This window comes from Agathobacter rectalis ATCC 33656 (genome assembly GCF_000020605.1).
GTDB classification, from domain to species: Bacteria; Bacillota; Clostridia; order Lachnospirales; family Lachnospiraceae; genus Roseburia; species Roseburia rectalis.
In genome coordinates this window covers 2,906,067-2,924,913 of sequence record NC_012781.1, presented here as the reverse complement: position 1 = coordinate 2,924,913, position 18,847 = coordinate 2,906,067, and the positions used below count along the sequence as shown (strand labels likewise).

Sequence of the window (18,847 nt, the reverse complement as noted above, 5' to 3'; positions counted from 1 at the left end):
TCATAGGTCTGTCAAAATGTGCAGAGCAGCTTGGATTTAACTGCCAGGCGGTTAAGGTTGACAGGGAAGGCTTCCTTAGCAGATATACACTTCCGGCGATTTTAAATGTTTACAAATATAGCATTATTGCTTATCATGGATATATCAATGGCTCTTATCACAGGTGTGATACTGTTTCAGATGAACCCAAAGCTTTTTGCGGTAATTGTAATGATGACAATCATAAGTATAGTGCTGGTATTTATATTTAAACATCCTTATAAGAAGATAAATGAGGAGCAGATGCAGCAGGGAAATTTGATTAATTTTTGTATGTAAAAGCTTTACATAGAGTCAGGACTGTCTGCAGACGGGAATGGCAAAAATAAAACAAAGAGAAGAGGAGGTACACATATATGGATATGTGTTATGATGGAGCACTGTCAACTGCTTTTGGGTTATCTAGCTGGCTTTTTACTGAAGGTGAAAAACACGGTGGAATGTATATTGGATTTGATTCAAAAAAGAAAAAAATGGTTTGGGGATATGGTAGATATTAGGGGTAAAAATGTATAAAGTATTATATATAGGATTTCTGACTTTTCAGTTAATATCTGTTTTTTGTAATTTGAAAAGTTCAAAAAAAGACATATTGGAAGCTCATAATAGCAGGAAATTTAATATTATAGGAATAGTATGTCAGATCATAGCTGTAATATTTATTATGATCATTCTAAAAATGCAGGGGTGAAGAGTGAAAAAATATATCGTACATTTTATTATATGGGGACTAGGTATAATTAGTTATTATATATTAGACAAGACAACGGCCGGAGATGAGTTTCAGAATATTAGCGTATTATTAATCGGATGTTTGATGTTTTATGCAGTGTATTATATTTCTATGATATCAGAAATCAAGAAAATTGAATGTGAATTGAATGAATCGGGAATATTTGGCGGACGTGGCATGGGGATTTTAATAAACATGTTTAGCTTGCAGTATATATTTGAACTTTATAAGAAACCATTAGTTTGCATTGTTCTTATAGTAGTTTCTGTTATTGTGCTGATACTATCACGTAAATATATAAAATCTTTTTGGACAAAAATATATGGAGTAAACAATTTTTACTTATTTTTATTGCATTTAATGTATTGACGAGTTCTATAGGCAGTGTTCTTGGTTATAAGTGGGATGATATTTTGTTGGTTAATGTAAAAAATGTATCAAACGTAACAAAATTAATTCTTATAATATTTTATATTGTCATTTTTAAAAATACAGAGTTGCCAAACAGTTTTTTTATAAGACTTGCTTCTAAAAATGAGGCTTTGTTAGACAGAAGAAATTAGAAAATAAGCTTTTAATATATAGCATACGAAAGGGAAACAATGCGATACACATTTATAAAGCAGCATGATGCAACAGACTGTGCAGCGGCCATGCATCGATGATACCTTTTGACCATTTAATCATCTTATATAAGAGGTAAGTGATATGGAATACTTGAATTTCGAAAAGTCAGGACTTATTACGATCCTGATTCCCCTTAATTTTTTAATTGGAGAATATACATTGTTTTTTCGCTTGAATGGATGGAGCCGGAAAATAATTCACTTAATCACAGGTGTGATTGATCTATTTTTTGTGGTGGCAACAATTGCTAGTGGAGAGCATCCATATTATCCATTTGTGATTTTCGGTGGAATGTTAATTGGAATCATTCAAAGTGAATGGCGTTATAGAGAATTCAGTGAAGAAACAAATTATTGGGACAAAATAGATATATTGTTTAAAAAGGGGAGAATTTTGTTGGGAGCGATATTAATTATTATTGAAATAGTGGTTAGAATGTTGTATCCGTCAATGTTTATGGGATTGCCATTAATAACACGTATCTTTTCGTATATCATTTTAGCGGTGTTACCTATTGAAATAATAGTTTTTAACAGTTTTCTTGTAAAAAAACATAATGGTATGGCAATTGAATATTTTTAAAAAGCAAGGTAAAAACATGCCGTTCATGACAAGAAAGTGTCGTTCGTGACCTACTTTATTAATTTTAAAGTGCATGAAGGGAGTAATGAATTTGAATAAAGAGATTGTTGAAGGAATGTACATAGCTCTTATTTTTATTGCGGGATACTATTTAGTAAAGACGAAAAGAATTAATATTTTGTGGAAGATATTGGCAGCTGTGAATATACTTTCATGGGCGTGTTTATTAGTAATATTAGCACTAGATATAAATGTAAGTGCTGATTTTATATCCTTAAATTTAGCAGCATGTATGTTGTTGGCTATTTTTACACCAATAATATGGTTTTCTGATAGAAAAAATATGGATATCTACAGTTTATTTGGAAATATAGGATTTGTATTAGTGCTTAACAAGGAAGTAAATCAAATAAAAAATAGTGCCAGACTAAAAGAAAACCTTCAGAAAATTCTAGGTCTTGATTGTTATCATAAGACATGGATCACAATATCGAAATCAAAAGATGAAGAAATTACATTGACTATGTTATTTTTCAGTAAAAAGGAATTTGCCTGCTTTGAACGAAAAATTGATAAGAAGTATATAGTAGAAAAGGAAAATGGATTTGGAACATTGGTTACTATGCAAATACGAGGAGGTATTATATGAAAACGATAAAAATACAGCACTTATTTGGTAGATTTTCTATATTTTTCTTGGTGTTAATTGTGGTAGTATTTGCTGAGGAATATTCAATTAATAGGTTGTTCTTGAATATAAATGGATTTCCATTTATTTTTATGAATGCACTTATGATTGTAGGAATAGCATATATTTATCAAAAAGCAACAAGGAAATTATTCATAAAGGAATTTGAGTATGAGATATATGAAGATTTCTTCTATATTAATGGGAATAAATATGAATATCAAGATGTAATAAAGTGTGAAATTCATTATTTCGATTATTTTTTTATAAATGTATTGTGTTTACATATAGACATGAAAAACACTTCTAAAAGCCCCCTTTTGTTATATTCAGAAGACTTGGATGAAGGAATAGACTATAAAGACATTCCATTGTTTAAGTTTTATGAATCAGTTAGCGAACATTTGAGAATCAGCTAACTATTGACAGATAGGGGTGAAAGAAAATATAGCCTTTCTTTTTTCGGCAATCGTAAGCGGTATCTTTCTTTGCTTGTAATCGTTTCAAAAGAATTATATAATAGGCATATATGATTTTAGGAGAAGAAAGTGGACTAGAAGATACGGTTGAGGCAGCGCTCAGACAAATTGATGAGAAACGAATCGTTGAAATTTGTGATTCACTGTCCATAGGTGCGGCAATTGAAAATATGATTCTCACGGCAACGGGATATGGATTAGGTACCTTATGGATTGCCAATACTTGCTTTGCCTACAATGAGTTGATGGATTTTATCGGAACAGCCAGCCAGTTGACAGGAATTGTTGCTGTTGGCTTTGCCTATGAAGCTCCGGCTAAAAGACCAAGGAAACCATTGGAAGAAATCGTTGAGTATAGATAGGAAAATCGGATTGATCAAAATCTTTAATATAATGTGTTTGTCATTTGAAAATAAGGAAATACTTAAAAATTAGTTATATAAATACTGCACAAGATTTTGGAAAAAGTGTGACAGTGTCTCACCAATTCATAACTAAACCAGATGTATTAGTGAATAATCCTTCATTTTCACATATTCGAGAAATAATGGTGTTGGAGCTCTTTTATCAGGAAAGGGATAATGAAAAGATATGATATATTTAAGTAGTTTTAGATTAAGTAAAAGAAAAGTGAATAATCCTAATATTTATCCCTACAATGTATTCCGGGATAAGTATATTGAACCATTTGTTTTTAGACCTATCACTGTACTTTATGGGAACAATGGCTCAGGTAAATCAACACTTTTAAATATTATAGCCAATTGCTTACAACTAAAAGGGAAAGAATATGCAACGAGCAATTCATTTGGAAGCGTTGATTACTGTGGTTCGTTTTCCAGAGAATGTTTCTATACTTTGGGGGAAGATGATTATGGAAATACAATAAATAAATTACCGGAAAACAGCCGATATATTAAAAGTGAAGATATATTGTATGAGATTAAGAAGATACAACAAAAGCAGATATTATCAGATGGCATGGAGTATGATTACGTTAAGAGAGGTATGTCTTTACTTGAAGCAAAAAAATTTTTAGCATCTAAAGAAGGGTGTAAGCAGGAAGAATATATAAAATTTGCACAGGAAAAATATTCTAACGGAGAGACATCAATGCAATATTTTGAGGAGTATTTACAACCAGATGCATTATATTTGTTGGATGAACCGGAAGTTTCGCTTTCACCTGCGAATCAGGTTATGTTAGCAGAGGAAATTAATAAAATGGCAAGGTTGTTAGAATGCCAGTTTATTATTGCAACGCATTCACCATTTATGCTTGGAACATTAAATGCTAAAATATACAATCTTGATACGAAAGAGTATGATGTTACAAAATGGAGTGATTTGGATAATGTACGATATTTTTATAATTTCTTCAAAAAACATGAAGATGAATTTAAAGTCTAAATACCTAAATATTAGTTCAATTTAAAGGAGGATATTACATGCACAACGAAAATTATTCAATAATATTCAGTAGTATGACCGGCAACACACGTAAGCTGGCTGATAAAATTCATGAAATACTACCAAAGGAGAGCTGTGATTATTTTGGCACGGCTGATGCCAGTGGGATAGAATCCGAATTGCTATACATTGGATTTTGGACGGACAAGGGAAACGCGGATAGCGATACATTAGATTTCTTATCTAAATTGAAAAATAAAAAGATATTTCTGTTCGGAACAGCCGGTTTTGGAGGAAGTGATGCATATTTTCAAAGGATTCTTGGCAATGTTAAAAGCACCATTGATTCAAGCAACACCATTGTAGGAGAGTATATGTGTCAGGGCAAAATGCCACAGTCTGTGCGGGAGCGCTATGTGAAAATGAAAGAAAACCCGGAGCATCCGGATAATATTGATGCGCTGATTGAAAATTTTGACAAGGCTTTATCACATCCTGATTCAGATGATTTGGAGAGATTAAAAAATATTATTATTTAGCAGGAGGTATTATGTATGTACAATTTTACATTCAACATTCCAACAAAGATTCATTTCGGAAAGGATACCATTTCGAGCTTATCAGAGCTCAAGGCATATGGCAGCAAGGTGCTTTTGGTGTACGGAGGCGGCTCTATAAAGAAAAACGGTCTCTACGATACCGCAATGAAAATCCTTAAGGATGCGGGGCTGACCGTGTTTGAGCTTAGCGGAGTGGAGCCAAACCCAAAGATTGAGACAGTCAGAAAGGGTGTTGAAATCTGTAAAAATGAGGGTATCGACATGGTGCTTGCAATAGGTGGCGGCAGTACAATCGATTGCTCAAAGGTTGTTGCAGCAGGTGCAAAGTATGATGGTGATGCATGGGATTTGGTGCTTGATGGCTCGAAGGTCAAGGCGGCACTTCCGATATTTGATGTGCTTACTCTTTCCGCAACCGGAACAGAGATGGATCCTTTTGCTGTTATCTCTGATATGTCTAAAAATGAAAAGTGGGGAACAGGATCGCCGTATATGGTGCCAACTATGTCAATATTAAATCCTGAATATACTTTTTCGGTATCAAAAAAACAGACTGCAGCAGGAACCGCAGATATGATGAGCCATACAATGGAGAATTATTTTTCTATGGAGAATGCTGACTGCCAGAAATTTATGGCAGAGGGATTGTTACGTACAATGATTAAAAATGGACCGGTTGCCCTCGCACAGCCTGACAACTACGAGGCCAGAGCCAACCTGATGTGGGCAGGCACCCATGCAATCAACGGTGTTGTGGGTGACGGCTGTTCACCGGCATGGTGCGTACATCCTATGGAGCATGAGCTGAGCGCTTTCTATGATATTACCCACGGAGAGGGACTTGCAATACTCACACCGGCGTGGATGGAGCACATACTAAATGACGACACACTTCCGATGTTTGTGGAGTTTGCAAAAAATGTCTGGGGACTTTCCGGTGATGATGACTATGCACTTGCACACGCAGGCATTGATGCACTGAAGAAATTCTTCTTTGAGACAATGGGCATTCCGGCAAATCTAAGAGCTGTGGGAATCACAGACGACAGGAACTTTGAGGTGATGGCAAAGAAGGCCTGCGAGGGTTCAAAGGGATCGTTTGTACCGCTTAGCAAGGACGATATTGTGGAGATTTACAGAGCAGCATTCTAATCAATCGTTCATGCAAATACCTTGATTAATAATTTGACTGAAATTCTCTTTGATGTATGAGAACAAAATAAGAGTGTAGGCTATCCAATAAATAACCTGCACTCTTTTTAGTTTGATTTGGCTTTTAAATTTATTTATCTTGATACACCTAGCTTTACCATGAGAGCCTCCTGCAAAACGCGAGATACGTTGATATGGGATTTCTCAGCTTCCTGATTAAGCCAATTAGGGAGAGTGACATTTCTTCGTACCGTTTTATTGTCGGTCTTGCGGCGGTATTCATCAAAATCTATATCCACAAATGAAACATGACTAATACCATCTTTGTCAAAAGTACCATTTTTGATGTCAATATCTGAAATATCACTTGGAACCGGAATTTCCCTGCCTAGATCCTGTAATGTGATTCCATTTGCCCCAATGGCATCGCGAGCCATCTCTATAGCGTCTGACAGACCGAAGCCCTCTGTTAATATACCCATATCAGGAACATTAATAAGCACGGTGTCTTTCTTATCCTTTAATTGTGTAAATATAACTGGATATACCTGTTTCATATATAATATCCCCACTCAATGTATATATAATATATACATTGAGTGGGGATAAGTCAACAGCTTTTATAAATCAAAGAATAAGAAAAGACTTGACATGATTAAGAAAGAATGATATAAATACATACATAACGAATGTATTTATTGCAGGTGAAGATAATATGGCAAGAAATAAGTATCCAGAATTAACAGTGGAGAAGATTTTGGAAGTATCACAAAGACTTTTCTTAGAGAAAGGATACGAGCAAACAACAATTCAAGATATTGTTGATAATTTAGGAGGACTAACCAAAGGAGCAGTGTATCATCATTTTAAATCCAAAGAGGAGATTATAAATGCTTTGGGTGATAAGATGTTTTTGAGTAATAATCCTTTCAATGTGGTCAAAGAACAGAATGAATTAAATGGATTGCAGAAAATTCAGAAAGCTATGATGTTAAATCAGGAAGATTCAGAACGAGCCACATTGTCAAAAAATATGATTCCACTATTGGAGAATCCTCGTATATTGGCTGGAATGATAGAATCACAAAGAAAATACCTGTCACCAAAGTTTTATGAACTGATTGAAGAAGGCATTGAAGATGGTTCTATTAGTACGGAGTATCCGAAAGAATTGGCAGAAATCCTGCCATTGTTGGAATTGTGGCTAATGCCATCTGTATTTCCAGCATCAGAAGAAGAAATGCAACATAAAGTGATGTTTGTAAAAGAGATGTTTGAGCGTATGGGTGTGCCATTATTCAACGACCAAATATTATCGATGATTGATGTAAAAATAAAATAAAATTGTATTATGCAATTTTATTTTATTTTTACATCAATACATACATTCGGAATGTATGAAAAAGGAGGATTAAATGGAACTTAAAGATGTATATATTGTAAAAACAAATAATTTATCGAAGTCTTATAATAAAAAAACGGTTATAAATAGCTGCAATATGAGTGTAAAAAAAGGAAGGATATATTGTTTGGTTGGACAAAATGGTGCGGGAAAGACAACACTATTTAAGATATTGCTGGGATTAACATCAGCCACGCAGGGAACGGCAACAGTTCTGGGAATGGACTGTAAAAATGAAAGCTTGGAAATTCTTGCCAGAACAGGAAGTCTAATAGAAACTCCGGTTTTTTATGAACACATTTCAGCAAGAAAGAATTTAAAAATACATTTAGAGTATATGGACTGCAAAGATGCTGACAAAAAAATTGAAAGTATATTGGAAAAAGTCGGGTTGAAGGATTCGGCAGATCAGCATGTATCTACTTTTTCGCTGGGAATGCGTCAGAGACTTGCTATTGCGAGAGCACTTGTACATGAACCAAGTTTACTAATTCTTGATGAACCAATAAATGGAATGGATCCAGTTGGAATAAGAGATATGAGAGAGTTATTTCGTAATCTTTCAGAACAGGGAGTCACAATTTTGATGTCCAGTCATTTTCTATCTGAGGTAGAATTGGTTGCAGATGATATAGGTTTTTTGGTTAATGGAACAATCGTGCGTGAGGTTCAGTCACAGGATATATCACAACAAAATGCCGGTGGACTGGAAGATTATTTTATGAAAGCGATTCAAGGAGAGTGAGTATATGAAAATAAACAGATTATTTTCTCTGGAATTGGAAAGAAATAGCTTACGACCATATCAAATTGCTGTTGAGGTAGGCACTGTTTTTATACTGGGCTTTATATATTTAATGGCAGCAATACCCAAAATTGATCCAGGGGATAGCGATGCAGAATTATTTAGTTCTTACAATTTTGTAATAGGACTGACATTGGTGGTCATGATGGGAATTTTTTCTGTAATCTCGGCAACGATGTCATCAAAGTTTATTGTGGATGAGTATCGAGGGAAAAAAGCAATTTTACTATTTTCATATCCAATCAGTCGAAAAAAAATAATGGAAACCAAGATACTATTAGTATTTTTATTTACATTTGGTTCGATGTTGATAAGTGGAGCAATAGTACTCGCAGTTTTCATGATAACAGAAAGCTTAGTTCCAATTGGCAATGACATTGCAAGTTTAGGACTTATGTTAACAAGTATTATATATTTAGTATGTTATGCTCTGATTGCTGCATTTTGTGGTATTGCTTCGAGTTGGATTGGGTTCAGAAAGCAGTCTGTTATTGCAACAATAGTTGCATCCTGCATTATTATGGTTACAATGTGTCAGATAGTAGCTATGACATTTTTTTCTGGAGTGGCGATGATATTGCTTTTGGCTGGTATGGGAATTATTACATTTTTAGCCGTTGAGAGCATGTTAAGTCAGGCAAGAAAAATGGAAATTTAATTAAGTGTATCACATTCTTTTGTATACTCTTAAATAGGGACAGAGGAATGTATACATATAAAGAATGTTACCAGTAGTGGGGCATTCAGTATGACTGATTTTACTTATGAAAAGGATGTCTTGATATGGAAAGTGTTTCAGGTAATTGGAGTGCTTGTCGAGATAGCAGTAGTTGTCTTTTGGGGTATCCCGTTTGTATTGAGCATATACACTAACCTGTTCGTTTAATTTTAAGAAGAAAGAAAAGGTAATTTATGAAAGCAAATAATTTAATTATTGATTCAATCAGTAAAACATATAAAAAAGGGAAGATAAGAGCCAATGATAATATTTCATTAGAACTGTATCCTTCTGAAATCACTGCACTTATCGGACATAATGGCGCGGGGAAAACGACTCTGCTGAATCAGATTATAGGTAATGCCAAACCTGACAGTGGAGATATTACTTATAAGGGAATATCATTGGTAAAAAATTCAAAAGTAGCCAGAGAACTGGTATCCATAATGCCCCAGTTTCATGCTCCGCTTGAAGGAGTAACACTAAGGCAGTCCATAGAATCTATTTTGAGAATCAAAGGAGTATCTGAAAAGCAGGTGCATTTATGCACAAAACAAGTGTTAAAGGATTTGGATATTGAGCAGTGGGCTGACCAGGCAGGAAATAAATTATCCGGTGGTTTACAGAGACTGACCTCTTTTGCAATGGCAGTGGCATACCCATCAGACATAATTCTGCTTGACGAGCCCACAAATGATGTTGATCCAATAAGACGTAAGTTGACATGGCAGTATATGAGAAAACTAGCAAAAGAGGGGCATATGATTTTTGTTGTCACCCATAATCTACTTGAAGTTGAACAGTATACAGACAGATATATTTTACTGAATAAAGGTCGTATAATTCGTGACGATTCTACGGCTGTTATTAGTAATGACTACGTTTCAAATGTAATGATAGTATCCCTGCATGATACGGACGAGTTGCACGATCTACCGGAAGCCGAAACCAGTGAATATAAAGAAGATGAAATGCAGTTGGTTCTTACCTTGTCTGAAAATCAGGTTTCAAATGCTGTTAATTGGCTGATGGAGCTTATAAGACAGGGAAAAGTTTTGAATTATAAGTTTACATCTGCAACATTGGATATGCAATATGGAGGTATGATAGATGGAGAATAAAGAAACATTATCAAACCCGCAGGCATCTTATTTGACAAAACTTAAAGGAGTGATATTTTGGAGCTTGATAAGACACAAATATCTGGTGCCGGTATTCAGTGTGGCACAGGCTGCATTTGCGATTGCAATAATATGTGGAATGGCACTATTTCTTCCACAGCTTGATGATACATCGGTTGTTTATTTATCGTCCGGGGCATTGACTTTAGGCATGATTGCGGTCGGATGTGTTTTAGCACCACAGATTGTAAGTGAGGCAAAACAAAATGGGATATTTGAATATCAAAGAACGCTTCCAGTTTCAAGAAGCATTATTTTGTTAGCAGATATTATCATATGGGGAATTGCATCAGTTCCGGGCGTGATTATGGGTTGTATTGCTTCGGTACTGCGTTTTGATATAAATCTAAATATAACGGGACAAAGTTGCCTGATTATATTGCTTACACAGTTTACATTGATTTGTATCGGATTTTGTATTGCCTACTGGCTTCCACCTAGTGCAATGGCATTGGCAACACAGGTAATTATGATAGGTGGACTGCTTTTTTCACCGATAACATATCCAGCGGAAAGACTCCCGGAGTGGTCTATGTATATTTATAATGTGCTGCCATTTGTTCCTATAAGTAATTTAATAAGGTCTGCGTTATTTTTGGCGAAGTCTATAAGTCTGTCAGATTTGATAGTAGTTGTTTTTTGGGCTGTCGTTGCATTTATTCTTTCTCTTTGTGCATTGTCAAAAAAAGAATGATAAAGTATTTCGGCGGAAATAATATAACGAATATGCGAATGTCGGGATATGAAAATGATATATTACTGGGTTCTGTGACTTTTTTATATCAGAATAAAAGGAAAAAGTTATGTTATATAAACAGGAAAATATTACATTGGTTGATGAGGTAAGAAAAACAGGAAGAGGAAATAGGGTTTGGATTGAAATATTGAAATTCTTGGCTGTTCTTACACCTATAAATTTGATAATGGTATTTGCGGGGGAGGCAATAAAAGCTGCATTATTTCAGAAGTCGGTGATTAACGAAGAGATATCCATGATTATTCAATTATATGAATGTGCTTTGGGAATTGGTTTGGTTGTATTGTATTGTTGCTGCATTGAAAAAAGAACTTTTATGAGTATGGGTTTTATGAAAAGACATGTATGCAAGCAGTATATAAAAGGTGCGTGTGTAGGTGCCATGCTGATATCAGCCTTAGTATGGATGGGAGTTCTTTTCAATACTTTTATTTTTAATGGATTCAATGTGAATTTGGATAAAAAAAGTATATTCTTATTTCTTGGCGGATTTTTGTTGCAGGGATTTTACGAAGAGTTAGTATTTCGTGGATTTTTCATGATATCTATAATCAGAAAAAATACCATATTTGTAGCGGTGATGGTTAATTCTATTTTATTTGGATTAACACATGGTTTCAATAATGGATTTCAAGTACTTGCTTTATTAAATTTGATATTATTTGGAATATTCGAGTCAATCTATTTATTGAAAACTGGAAATATTTGGGGCATTAGTGCAATACATAGCATGTGGAATTTTATACAAGGAAATATTTATGGTTTTAATGTATCGGGAATGGCACAATCACAAAGCATATTTATATTTAAAATCAGCAATTGTGAAATATTTAGTGGAGGAACATTCGGACTGGAAGGAAGTTTACTTACAACTATAGTATTATTAAGTGCAATCAATATGGTTATATTATATAACACAGCTTTACAGCTTCAATAATAATCTCTTACCAAAAAACTGCTTGTTTTATAGAATTTATGATAGATGCCGATTTTATTGAGATGTTGGCATTTTGCACGAAAGCGGTAAAAATACATGACTGTGAATTTCTTAAATGAACGTAAAATGGAATTTATGAATGCCTTTATTTTGGCAGGCTATATTTTTTTATCCATGTATGGAAGAGGTTTCATTGCTGAATAGCTGATATTAATAAGGATGAATAACATTTCAATACTCTTAAATATATGTTACATCTAGCTTCACAATGACCATAAGGTATTTTGTTTATAGTAGCTCATTTCAACATTTTATCTGAATGAATATATAAAAAGATATATACTGAAACCAATCAATGCTAGTCCTATTTAATGGTGATTTTTTGCCATGAGCTTTTTACTTCTAAGCAAATTTGTAAAGAAATTGCGCACGCTTATATAATAATCACCGATTTTTATCGTAAAGAGTAAAGTCATTATTTATTGATAGTAGTTTTGGAGATTTCATAGTTGTATACACAGCATAAGGCTTACAAAACAGTGGCCATTAAAATAATAGTAGTTGATGTGGAAAATTATGAAATTGGTGATATAGTGGACGCTGGAATTATTCAGATAAAACTAAGTAATTAATGAGACTTATGATTATGAGTGGACAGATGAACAAAAAGAAAAGATATTAACAAAATCAACTGAAAAAATAATATATAAGCCATGTTACCACCACAGCGGTGAGAACATGGCTTATTTTTATGTGCTATGATATAAAAAATCATTTTATAGGGAATGCAACAGACTCTATAATGAACATAATCACAAATAGAGCAAAAATCACTGCCACATCAAGCAGTATTATGCCGACATAGTGCATGAAGCGGTTTTTGCTCTTGCAAAGCGGCAGTATATTCTGTACATTGAGATAGTTAAAGCCACAGAAAATCGCAAATATGAACATACCGAGGCAGAAAATTCTTTCAAGCCACAGCTTTGCTCCGTAAGTATTTTCTAATTCCAATGACAGGCAAAGCCATATTATGAACAGATATGCGACTGAGGATAGCAGCATTTTCCATGGAGTTCTCGTGCGAAATCCGGGTGGGAGAAAACGGGAAGCACTGTCGTGGATAGCTCGTTTAGCAGTATCGGCATTGGCATTGGTTGCATTGTTTGCATTATCATGGTTATGGTGTGCATATTGACTTGAATTACCGGCAGCAGAAGTGCTGTGCTGCGCAGGATAATATGACTGCGATACGGCATTTTTTAACTCTGCCACAGACTGGTATCTTGCGGCTGGTGTCATCTGAGTACATCTTTCTGCAATCAGGTTAAGCTGGTGCAAAATTGGAGCAATGTCGGGAACCGGAGTGATGCTGCCAAGCATTTCGCGCAGTACTATACCGAGAGAATATATGTCTGTTTTCGGAGATGAAGAGCCAAAGCCATACTGCTCGGGAGCTGCATATCCGGGAGTGCCGATAAGCACGGTATCAGACTCGTTTTGTCCGGAAAATTGTTTTGCGGCATTGAAATCTAAAAGCATTGCATAGTTATAACTGGTGATTATGATATTTGACGGCTTTATATCGCGGTGGATTATAGGCGGAGTCATCGAGTGCAGAGCTTCAAGTATATTGCAGAGCATAATCATGTAGCTTCTGATATCGGAAACACTAAGGTCAGAGTTGTCTATTTTTTCCTGCAGGGAGGTTCCGCTTATATACTCCTCGATTACGATAAGCTGGTTGCCATCTTCATAGTAATTGATAAGGCGCGGAATACCGGCCACAGGATTGCGATAAAGGTATTCGTACACGCGCATATTGTATACATCAAGGATTTTCTGGACATAAAGATTGCCGGAAAGCACAGATTGAACCAGATAAACCTTGTGTTCTTCATTTAAGGCTGAGATTATTTTGTAATCGCTCATGGTGCATGTATCCTTTCAGGTATCGCTAATGAGGTAGGAATAGTTACAAGTACAAGTATAACAGATAGGAGAAATTTATGAAGCAAAAAAATACAAAAGAATTGGATGATATCCTTGGAAAAACTCATATATCTGATTTTGATAAATTTTGTGTTGAGCAGAAAGGCAGCATGGATCCAGAGCAAAATGCGTTTTCAGAGTACATAAAGGATTTGCTTAAGGAAAAGAAAATAACACAGCAGATGGTGTTTTTGAAGGCTGATATTCCGGAAAAATACGGCTACAAGCTTCTGTCAGGCGAAAAACATACCAGGCAGAGGGATATTATCCTGAGGATATGTTATGCTGCAGAGCTTACATTAGAGCAGACCCAGAGAGCCTTGAGAAAATACGAGATGCCACAGCTCTATGCAAAAATCCCGAGAGATGCTCTTCTTATGCTTATTTTTAAGGACCGTCCGGGCGGAATCATAGAGGTGAACGAATTACTCAGCAAAAAAGGCATGGAAATGCTCAGGACAAGTGGAGTGCAGGAGTAAGTTTAGGATATAATTTTACCACCGCTGCGGGGAGAACGGTATTCATACTGTGATGGTATAATAGTCCTACAATTTACAGAGGAGGACTTAACCATGAAAAAAAGAACTAATTTACTGGCTCTTGTACTGAGCATCACAGCAATCACTTTTACATTATTTGGATGCAGTTCGGACACAGGGCAAAAAAAGAGCATAGCTGCACCGGGAAGCGCAACAGAGACCGGTGGAGGCGCAGAGAGCAGCGGAACTAATGGAGGCGGTGCAGATCAGGCATCAGCAGATGAGAGCATCAATGAGCAGGTGCTTGTAGACCAGGATGGCATCAAAATAACTGCGACTGAATACGTGACGGACAGCATATGGGGAGATGGAATTAAGCTTCTGGTTGAAAATAATTCGGCCAAGGACTATACAATAGGCTGTGATGCATTAATCGTGAACGATTATATGATCACAGATCTGTTCAGCGCGGATGTTGCGGCAGGAAAAAAGTCGAATGAGGTTATGTATTTATCGTCAACAGAGCTTAAAGCAGCCGGAATAGATACAGTAGGACAAATTGAGATGTATTTCCACGCATACGATTCAAACTGGGATAATCTTTTCAAGAATGTATATTCAAAGCTTGAGACTTCTGAATTTGCAAACATGGATACGACACCAAACGATGAGGGACAGGAGCTTTACAATGCAAATGGGGTAAGGATTGTTGGAAAAACAGTTGATGAAAATTCCTTCTGGGGAACAGCAATTTTACTTTACATCGAAAACACCTCAGGTCAGAATGTAGGAATAAACGTGGACAACATGTCTATCAATGGATATATGATGACACCGCTGTTTTCAACCACAGTCTATGACGGAAAGAAGTCGATAGATGATATAACCATTATGTCAAGTGATCTTGAGGCAAACGGAATCACGTCGGTTGATCAGGTGGAGCTTAAATTCCATATATACAATGCTGAGAGCTATGATACAATAGCGGATTCAGATGCGATAACATTTACGGCACAGTAAATAATTTAAACATCATATGAAAGTATGATTATTAAACAGTAGAGCTACGCAATATTTAAATAGATAGGAGAAATTCATCATGAAGGTTTGGAAATTAGTTTCAGGTATTTTATCAATAATTTTATTTGTTTTTGTATCATTTCAGTCATGCGCTGCAGGAGTATCTAATGCATTGGAGGCCAATGGTGAGGCATCAGGAAGTGCAGGAATAATTGTGGCAATTCTTATGCTTGCAGGTGGAATTGTTTCAATCGCTACGAGAAAATCGTTAGGCAAGGGTGGGAATATCGCACTCATAGTACTCTTTGGATTGGCAGCAATTATCGGATTTGCGGGTTATGGAAGTTTTTCAGATCTGGCTATATGGGCAGGCTGGTGTCTGATAAATGCAGTTCTTGCGGTAGTTGCACTGGTTATGGCAAAGAAGAACAATTAAATATTACTATTTGAATTCATATGAGGAAGATTCTAAGGAGAATCTTCCTTTTTTGATATTTAAACTAAGACTAAATATGATACAATTCAATTATTCAGCACTATAAGCTTTATTTCCTAGAGGCTAGGCTTAAAGTTTACATAAGGGAAATTTTAAAGAATTTATGATGAGATGTAACCCCCACCAAACAAAATCCTACATAATAGATAGAAGGGAGGTTTGTGGAAAATGTACACACAGGAACAGATACTTGATATGTATTTTGATCGCAACCAGCAGGCTGTCAGTGCGACCTCGCAGATGTACGGAGCGAAGCTTACCCGGTTTGCAGACACGATGATAGCACATGAGGATGCACTGGAATGCGTAAATGACACATACATAGCAGCATGGAACAAGATACCGCCGGAGCGCCCTATGCGTTTCCTTTCCTGGCTTTACAGGGTATGCCGCAATATCGTCTGCGACAGGATTGACTGGAATAATGCTTCAAAGAGAAATTCCAACATGAACTGTATGCTTGATGAGCTTGAGGAGTGCCTTGCAGACAGCAATGCAAAATACGAGGGCGAGCTGTCGGACATTGGAAGGTGTTTATCGGATTTTCTGAACGGACTGGAGACGGAAAAGAGAGTGCTTTTCGTGAGACGCTACTGGTATGGCATGACGATTGATGAGCTGGCAGATATGAGCGGCAGGAGCAAGAGCAGCGTAAAGACCACATTGTTCAGGATAAGGGCAGAGCTTAAAAAATATCTGGATGAGGAGGGCGTATATCTATGACGAAAAAGGATTTATTTGATGGTTTAAATTACATCGATGACCAAATAATTGAAGAAGCGCAGCCGACCGGAGAATCGGCCGGGTACAGTGATGAAATTTATGTAAAAAATCATGAAACCCATCACGGCGGAAAAGAAGACAAAAACAGGAAAAAGCACAAAAAATTTGCACGGGCAGCAAAAGCGCTTGCCACAGTGGCGGCAGTCCTTGTTGTTGCAGTCTTAGGCACGGAGGTTGTGTGGCTTAATAACCGTATAGATGAGCTGGAAACAAAAACTGCAAATGTGATTTCACAGAATAATGCACAGAATAATGTCTATGCGGGGATAAAGAGCGGCGCAAAGCTTGGGGATTATGAAGCGGCCTCTGATTACGGGAAATTGTATGATGTGGTAAAAAAAGCAGAGGCTTCCATAAGGGATACCGCATTTGGAGAGCTGTTGGAGGGTGCGGATGTAACAGGCATTATGTCTGATGCATCGTCTACAAATAAACAGGAGTCGGCAGCCAATACAGAGTATTCAACAACCAACGTGATGACAGAGGGCGTTGATGAGAGTGATGTGGTAAAGACGGACGGAAAATACATTTACATGGTCGAGGATGGTCAGATATCCATTACGGATATTTCAAAGGGAAAGCCTGGGGAAGAGACGCTGTTTCGTCCTGATTTTGAGGTACCGTCAGATACTGTAGAGGAGCTTTATATCAGTGACGGAAAAATGCTTATTATATCAAACCACACAGGCGATAAGGATGAGACTATATGCTATAGCTATGATATAGCTGACCCGACGAAACCGGTGCTTATAGGTAAAGCGCGTCAGGATGGATTTTACAATACATCGCGCAAAATCGGCAATACGGTATATGTTTTTTCAGACACATATATAAAGACCTCCGATATGAATAAAAATGTGGCACTGCAGGAGGATAATCTGGAGAAATGGGTGCCTCAGGTAAATGGCAAAGTGATAAGCTATGACTGCTTCTATATAGGAGAGGATACATACTCAGGCACAGTTATTTCGAGCTTTGATGTGGATAAACCTGATAAGACGATAGATGCAAAATGCATTATGAATAATAGCGGAGAGGTGTACGTTTCTGGCAATGCTATGTATCTGTATCATTCCGATTGGGGTGCAAGCCGTGAGCTTACCAAAATCAGCAAACTTTCGTTTGAGGATGGAGTGATGAAGACCGGGGAGACGACTTCAGTGAATGGTTATCTTAACGATAAATTTGCAATAAATGAGCAGGGAGGTTATCTGTATGTGCTTCCAACCTCAAATACCGGCAGCCAGCCTGTCAATTCGCTTCATGTGCTGGATAAGGATATGAATGAGGTCGGTGTGATAAATGAGATTGCGCGTGGGGAGAGCATCTATGCAGCCCGTTTCGTCGGAAAATATGTATATTTCATCACATACAGGCAGACAGATCCTCTTTTTGTGGCAGATATATCCGACCCGACAGCGCCAAAGCTTTTGGGAGAGCTTGAGGTGAGTGGATTTTCTGAATATCTGCATATGTGGGATGATACGCACGTACTTGGAATAGGCTATGGTGATTCGCAGCAGAGTAAGATAAAGCTTACTATGTTTGATGTGAGCGATCCGACAAAGCCGGTTGAGGTGAACCAGAAGCTTATCGACAGTTCTGAGAGCTGGAGTAATGAGTTTGTATACAACTACAAGGCTATTCTTGCTGACCCGGAGAAAAATATGATAGGATTTACTGCGAATGACTACTATCTGTATTCGTATGACAGTGAAAACGGCTTTAGTCTTTTGGAGCAGCAGGCACTGACCTATAAAAATACAGAAGGCTACAGAGGCATTTACAAGGATAATGATTTCTATGTGGCAGGAAACGGAGAGATAAAGCATTTTAAGCTGGCAGAATAGCGTAAATAATAGTGTTACGCAATAAGATATAAAGACAGGCGGCGAATACCCAAAGAGGGTGTTTGCCGCCTGTTTTTTGTATAATTTCATATACAAACGATATGTAACAGCATATTTAAGTATGCAATTTAAGGCAGTCGGTGATATAATATCTCTG

22 protein-coding genes and 1 pseudogene are annotated in these 18,847 nt (G+C 36.5%); 21 read left to right on the top strand and 2 right to left on the bottom strand.

What is annotated here, in order from left to right; translation table 11 throughout:
- Window positions 1-2 precede the first annotated feature (2 nt).
- From EUBREC_RS18395 to EUBREC_RS13690, 10 genes and pseudogenes are all read left to right on the top strand, one after another.
- Window positions 3-53: pseudogene (locus EUBREC_RS18395) on the top strand (hypothetical protein); the annotation flags it as partial.
- Window positions 54-105: 52 nt separating this feature from the next.
- Window positions 106-318 (top strand): 6TM ABC transporter family protein, encoded by a 213-nt coding sequence (locus tag EUBREC_RS13735; protein ID WP_012743814.1) that lies wholly within the window; start codon window positions 106-108, stop codon window positions 316-318.
- 77 nt (window positions 319-395) lie between these two features.
- Entirely contained in the window at window positions 396-539 is a 144-nt protein-coding gene (locus tag EUBREC_RS17790) for a hypothetical protein (RefSeq protein ID WP_167527330.1), read from the top strand.
- 941 nt (window positions 540-1,480) lie between these two features.
- Window positions 1,481-1,981, top strand: a complete 501-nt coding sequence (locus EUBREC_RS13720; protein WP_012743809.1) for a hypothetical protein — start codon at window positions 1,481-1,483, stop codon at window positions 1,979-1,981.
- 91 nt (window positions 1,982-2,072) lie between these two features.
- Window positions 2,073-2,630 (top strand): hypothetical protein, encoded by a 558-nt coding sequence (locus EUBREC_RS13715; protein ID WP_148207812.1) that lies wholly within the window; start codon window positions 2,073-2,075, stop codon window positions 2,628-2,630.
- Window positions 2,627-3,088, top strand: coding sequence for a hypothetical protein (locus EUBREC_RS13710; RefSeq protein ID WP_012743807.1), 462 nt, complete (start codon window positions 2,627-2,629; stop codon window positions 3,086-3,088). Before EUBREC_RS13715 ends, EUBREC_RS13710 begins: the two co-directional genes overlap by 4 nt.
- Before the next feature lie 110 nt (window positions 3,089-3,198).
- A complete protein-coding gene (locus tag EUBREC_RS13705) occupies window positions 3,199-3,510 on the top strand; it encodes a nitroreductase family protein (RefSeq protein WP_012743806.1) in 312 nt (103 codons plus the stop codon).
- A gap of 229 nt (window positions 3,511-3,739) precedes the next feature.
- Window positions 3,740-4,558, top strand: coding sequence for an AAA family ATPase (locus EUBREC_RS13700; protein WP_012743804.1), 819 nt, complete (start codon window positions 3,740-3,742; stop codon window positions 4,556-4,558).
- Window positions 4,559-4,596: 38 nt separating this feature from the next.
- Window positions 4,597-5,097, top strand: a complete 501-nt coding sequence (bilS, locus tag EUBREC_RS13695; protein WP_015515974.1) for a flavodoxin family protein BilS — start codon at window positions 4,597-4,599, stop codon at window positions 5,095-5,097.
- A gap of 15 nt (window positions 5,098-5,112) precedes the next feature.
- Complete coding sequence (locus tag EUBREC_RS13690) at window positions 5,113-6,270, top strand: iron-containing alcohol dehydrogenase (RefSeq protein ID WP_012743802.1); 1,158 nt, start codon at window positions 5,113-5,115, stop codon at window positions 6,268-6,270.
- A 134-nt stretch (window positions 6,271-6,404) separates the two neighbouring features.
- Here the strand turns inward: EUBREC_RS13690 and EUBREC_RS13685 are convergent, their stop codons facing one another.
- On the bottom strand, window positions 6,405-6,827 hold the full coding sequence (locus tag EUBREC_RS13685) for a type II toxin-antitoxin system HicB family antitoxin (protein ID WP_012743801.1): 423 nt from the start codon (window positions 6,825-6,827) through the stop codon (window positions 6,405-6,407).
- 158 nt (window positions 6,828-6,985) lie between these two features.
- On the opposite strand from EUBREC_RS13685, the gene EUBREC_RS13680 reads away from it, so the two are divergent.
- From EUBREC_RS13680 to EUBREC_RS13655, 6 genes are all read left to right on the top strand, one after another.
- On the top strand, window positions 6,986-7,612 hold the full coding sequence (locus tag EUBREC_RS13680; protein ID WP_012743800.1) for a TetR/AcrR family transcriptional regulator: 627 nt from the start codon (window positions 6,986-6,988) through the stop codon (window positions 7,610-7,612).
- Window positions 7,613-7,685: 73 nt separating this feature from the next.
- Complete coding sequence (locus tag EUBREC_RS13675) at window positions 7,686-8,417, top strand: ABC transporter ATP-binding protein (protein ID WP_012743799.1); 732 nt, start codon at window positions 7,686-7,688, stop codon at window positions 8,415-8,417.
- 4 nt (window positions 8,418-8,421) lie between these two features.
- Window positions 8,422-9,135: an ABC transporter permease gene (locus EUBREC_RS13670; protein ID WP_012743798.1), complete on the top strand. Its 714-nt coding sequence runs from the start codon at window positions 8,422-8,424 to the stop codon at window positions 9,133-9,135.
- A 254-nt stretch (window positions 9,136-9,389) separates the two neighbouring features.
- Window positions 9,390-10,316, top strand: a complete 927-nt coding sequence (locus EUBREC_RS13665; protein ID WP_012743796.1) for an ABC transporter ATP-binding protein — start codon at window positions 9,390-9,392, stop codon at window positions 10,314-10,316.
- On the top strand, window positions 10,306-11,070 hold the full coding sequence (locus tag EUBREC_RS13660) for an ABC transporter permease (RefSeq protein WP_012743795.1): 765 nt from the start codon (window positions 10,306-10,308) through the stop codon (window positions 11,068-11,070). The genes EUBREC_RS13665 and EUBREC_RS13660 overlap by 11 nt, the downstream gene beginning before the upstream one ends.
- A gap of 109 nt (window positions 11,071-11,179) precedes the next feature.
- Window positions 11,180-12,070 carry a CPBP family intramembrane glutamic endopeptidase gene (locus EUBREC_RS13655; protein WP_012743794.1) on the top strand — a complete coding sequence of 297 codons (891 nt, stop codon included), beginning with the start codon at window positions 11,180-11,182 and terminating at the stop codon, window positions 12,068-12,070.
- 771 nt (window positions 12,071-12,841) lie between these two features.
- Here EUBREC_RS13655 and EUBREC_RS13650 read toward each other — a convergent pair.
- Window positions 12,842-14,002, bottom strand: a complete 1,161-nt coding sequence (locus EUBREC_RS13650) for a serine/threonine-protein kinase (RefSeq protein ID WP_012743791.1) — start codon at window positions 14,000-14,002, stop codon at window positions 12,842-12,844.
- Between the two features lie 77 nt (window positions 14,003-14,079).
- Between EUBREC_RS13650 and EUBREC_RS13645 the strand changes: the two genes are divergently transcribed.
- From EUBREC_RS13645 to EUBREC_RS13625, 5 genes are all read left to right on the top strand, one after another.
- Window positions 14,080-14,541: a hypothetical protein gene (locus EUBREC_RS13645; protein ID WP_012743790.1), complete on the top strand. Its 462-nt coding sequence runs from the start codon at window positions 14,080-14,082 to the stop codon at window positions 14,539-14,541.
- Between the two features lie 93 nt (window positions 14,542-14,634).
- Window positions 14,635-15,561 carry a hypothetical protein gene (locus tag EUBREC_RS13640; RefSeq protein ID WP_012743789.1) on the top strand — a complete coding sequence of 309 codons (927 nt, stop codon included), beginning with the start codon at window positions 14,635-14,637 and terminating at the stop codon, window positions 15,559-15,561.
- Window positions 15,562-15,640: 79 nt separating this feature from the next.
- The gene (locus tag EUBREC_RS13635) at window positions 15,641-15,997 is read left to right on the top strand and encodes a hypothetical protein (protein ID WP_012743788.1); all 357 of its coding nucleotides are present in this window, start codon (window positions 15,641-15,643) and stop codon (window positions 15,995-15,997) included.
- A 228-nt stretch (window positions 15,998-16,225) separates the two neighbouring features.
- Complete coding sequence (locus EUBREC_RS13630; RefSeq protein WP_012743787.1) at window positions 16,226-16,780, top strand: RNA polymerase sigma factor; 555 nt, start codon at window positions 16,226-16,228, stop codon at window positions 16,778-16,780.
- The gene (locus EUBREC_RS13625; RefSeq protein WP_012743786.1) at window positions 16,777-18,690 is read left to right on the top strand and encodes a beta-propeller domain-containing protein; all 1,914 of its coding nucleotides are present in this window, start codon (window positions 16,777-16,779) and stop codon (window positions 18,688-18,690) included. Before EUBREC_RS13630 ends, EUBREC_RS13625 begins: the two co-directional genes overlap by 4 nt.
- Window positions 18,691-18,847 lie beyond the last annotated feature (157 nt).

Bases quoted from the DNA above. Each gene is read 5' to 3' on its own strand.
- EUBREC_RS13680 (WP_012743800.1), top strand. From the start codon at position 6,986: ATGGCAAGAAATAAGTATCCAGAATTAACAGTGGAGAAGATTTTGGAA.
- EUBREC_RS13665 (WP_012743796.1), top strand. From the start codon at position 9,390: ATGAAAGCAAATAATTTAATTATTGATTCAATCAGTAAAACATATAAA.
- EUBREC_RS13710 (WP_012743807.1), top strand. From the start codon at position 2,627: ATGAAAACGATAAAAATACAGCACTTATTTGGTAGATTTTCTATATTT.
- EUBREC_RS13675 (WP_012743799.1), top strand. From the start codon at position 7,686: ATGGAACTTAAAGATGTATATATTGTAAAAACAAATAATTTATCGAAG.
- EUBREC_RS13685 (WP_012743801.1), bottom strand. From the start codon at position 6,827: ATGAAACAGGTATATCCAGTTATATTTACACAATTAAAGGATAAGAAA.
- EUBREC_RS13630 (WP_012743787.1), top strand. From the start codon at position 16,226: ATGTACACACAGGAACAGATACTTGATATGTATTTTGATCGCAACCAG.
- EUBREC_RS13640 (WP_012743789.1), top strand. From the start codon at position 14,635: ATGAAAAAAAGAACTAATTTACTGGCTCTTGTACTGAGCATCACAGCA.
- EUBREC_RS13720 (WP_012743809.1), top strand. From the start codon at position 1,481: ATGGAATACTTGAATTTCGAAAAGTCAGGACTTATTACGATCCTGATT.
- EUBREC_RS13645 (WP_012743790.1), top strand. From the start codon at position 14,080: ATGAAGCAAAAAAATACAAAAGAATTGGATGATATCCTTGGAAAAACT.
- bilS (WP_015515974.1), top strand. From the start codon at position 4,597: ATGCACAACGAAAATTATTCAATAATATTCAGTAGTATGACCGGCAAC.
- EUBREC_RS13735 (WP_012743814.1), top strand. From the start codon at position 106: ATGTTTACAAATATAGCATTATTGCTTATCATGGATATATCAATGGCT.
- EUBREC_RS13650 (WP_012743791.1), bottom strand. From the start codon at position 14,002: ATGAGCGATTACAAAATAATCTCAGCCTTAAATGAAGAACACAAGGTT.
- EUBREC_RS13660 (WP_012743795.1), top strand. From the start codon at position 10,306: ATGGAGAATAAAGAAACATTATCAAACCCGCAGGCATCTTATTTGACA.
- EUBREC_RS13700 (WP_012743804.1), top strand. From the start codon at position 3,740: ATGATATATTTAAGTAGTTTTAGATTAAGTAAAAGAAAAGTGAATAAT.
- EUBREC_RS17790 (WP_167527330.1), top strand. From the start codon at position 396: ATGGATATGTGTTATGATGGAGCACTGTCAACTGCTTTTGGGTTATCT.
- EUBREC_RS13670 (WP_012743798.1), top strand. From the start codon at position 8,422: ATGAAAATAAACAGATTATTTTCTCTGGAATTGGAAAGAAATAGCTTA.
- EUBREC_RS13690 (WP_012743802.1), top strand. From the start codon at position 5,113: ATGTACAATTTTACATTCAACATTCCAACAAAGATTCATTTCGGAAAG.
- EUBREC_RS13655 (WP_012743794.1), top strand. From the start codon at position 11,180: ATGTTATATAAACAGGAAAATATTACATTGGTTGATGAGGTAAGAAAA.
- EUBREC_RS13705 (WP_012743806.1), top strand. From the start codon at position 3,199: ATGATTTTAGGAGAAGAAAGTGGACTAGAAGATACGGTTGAGGCAGCG.
- EUBREC_RS13635 (WP_012743788.1), top strand. From the start codon at position 15,641: ATGAAGGTTTGGAAATTAGTTTCAGGTATTTTATCAATAATTTTATTT.
- EUBREC_RS13625 (WP_012743786.1), top strand. From the start codon at position 16,777: ATGACGAAAAAGGATTTATTTGATGGTTTAAATTACATCGATGACCAA.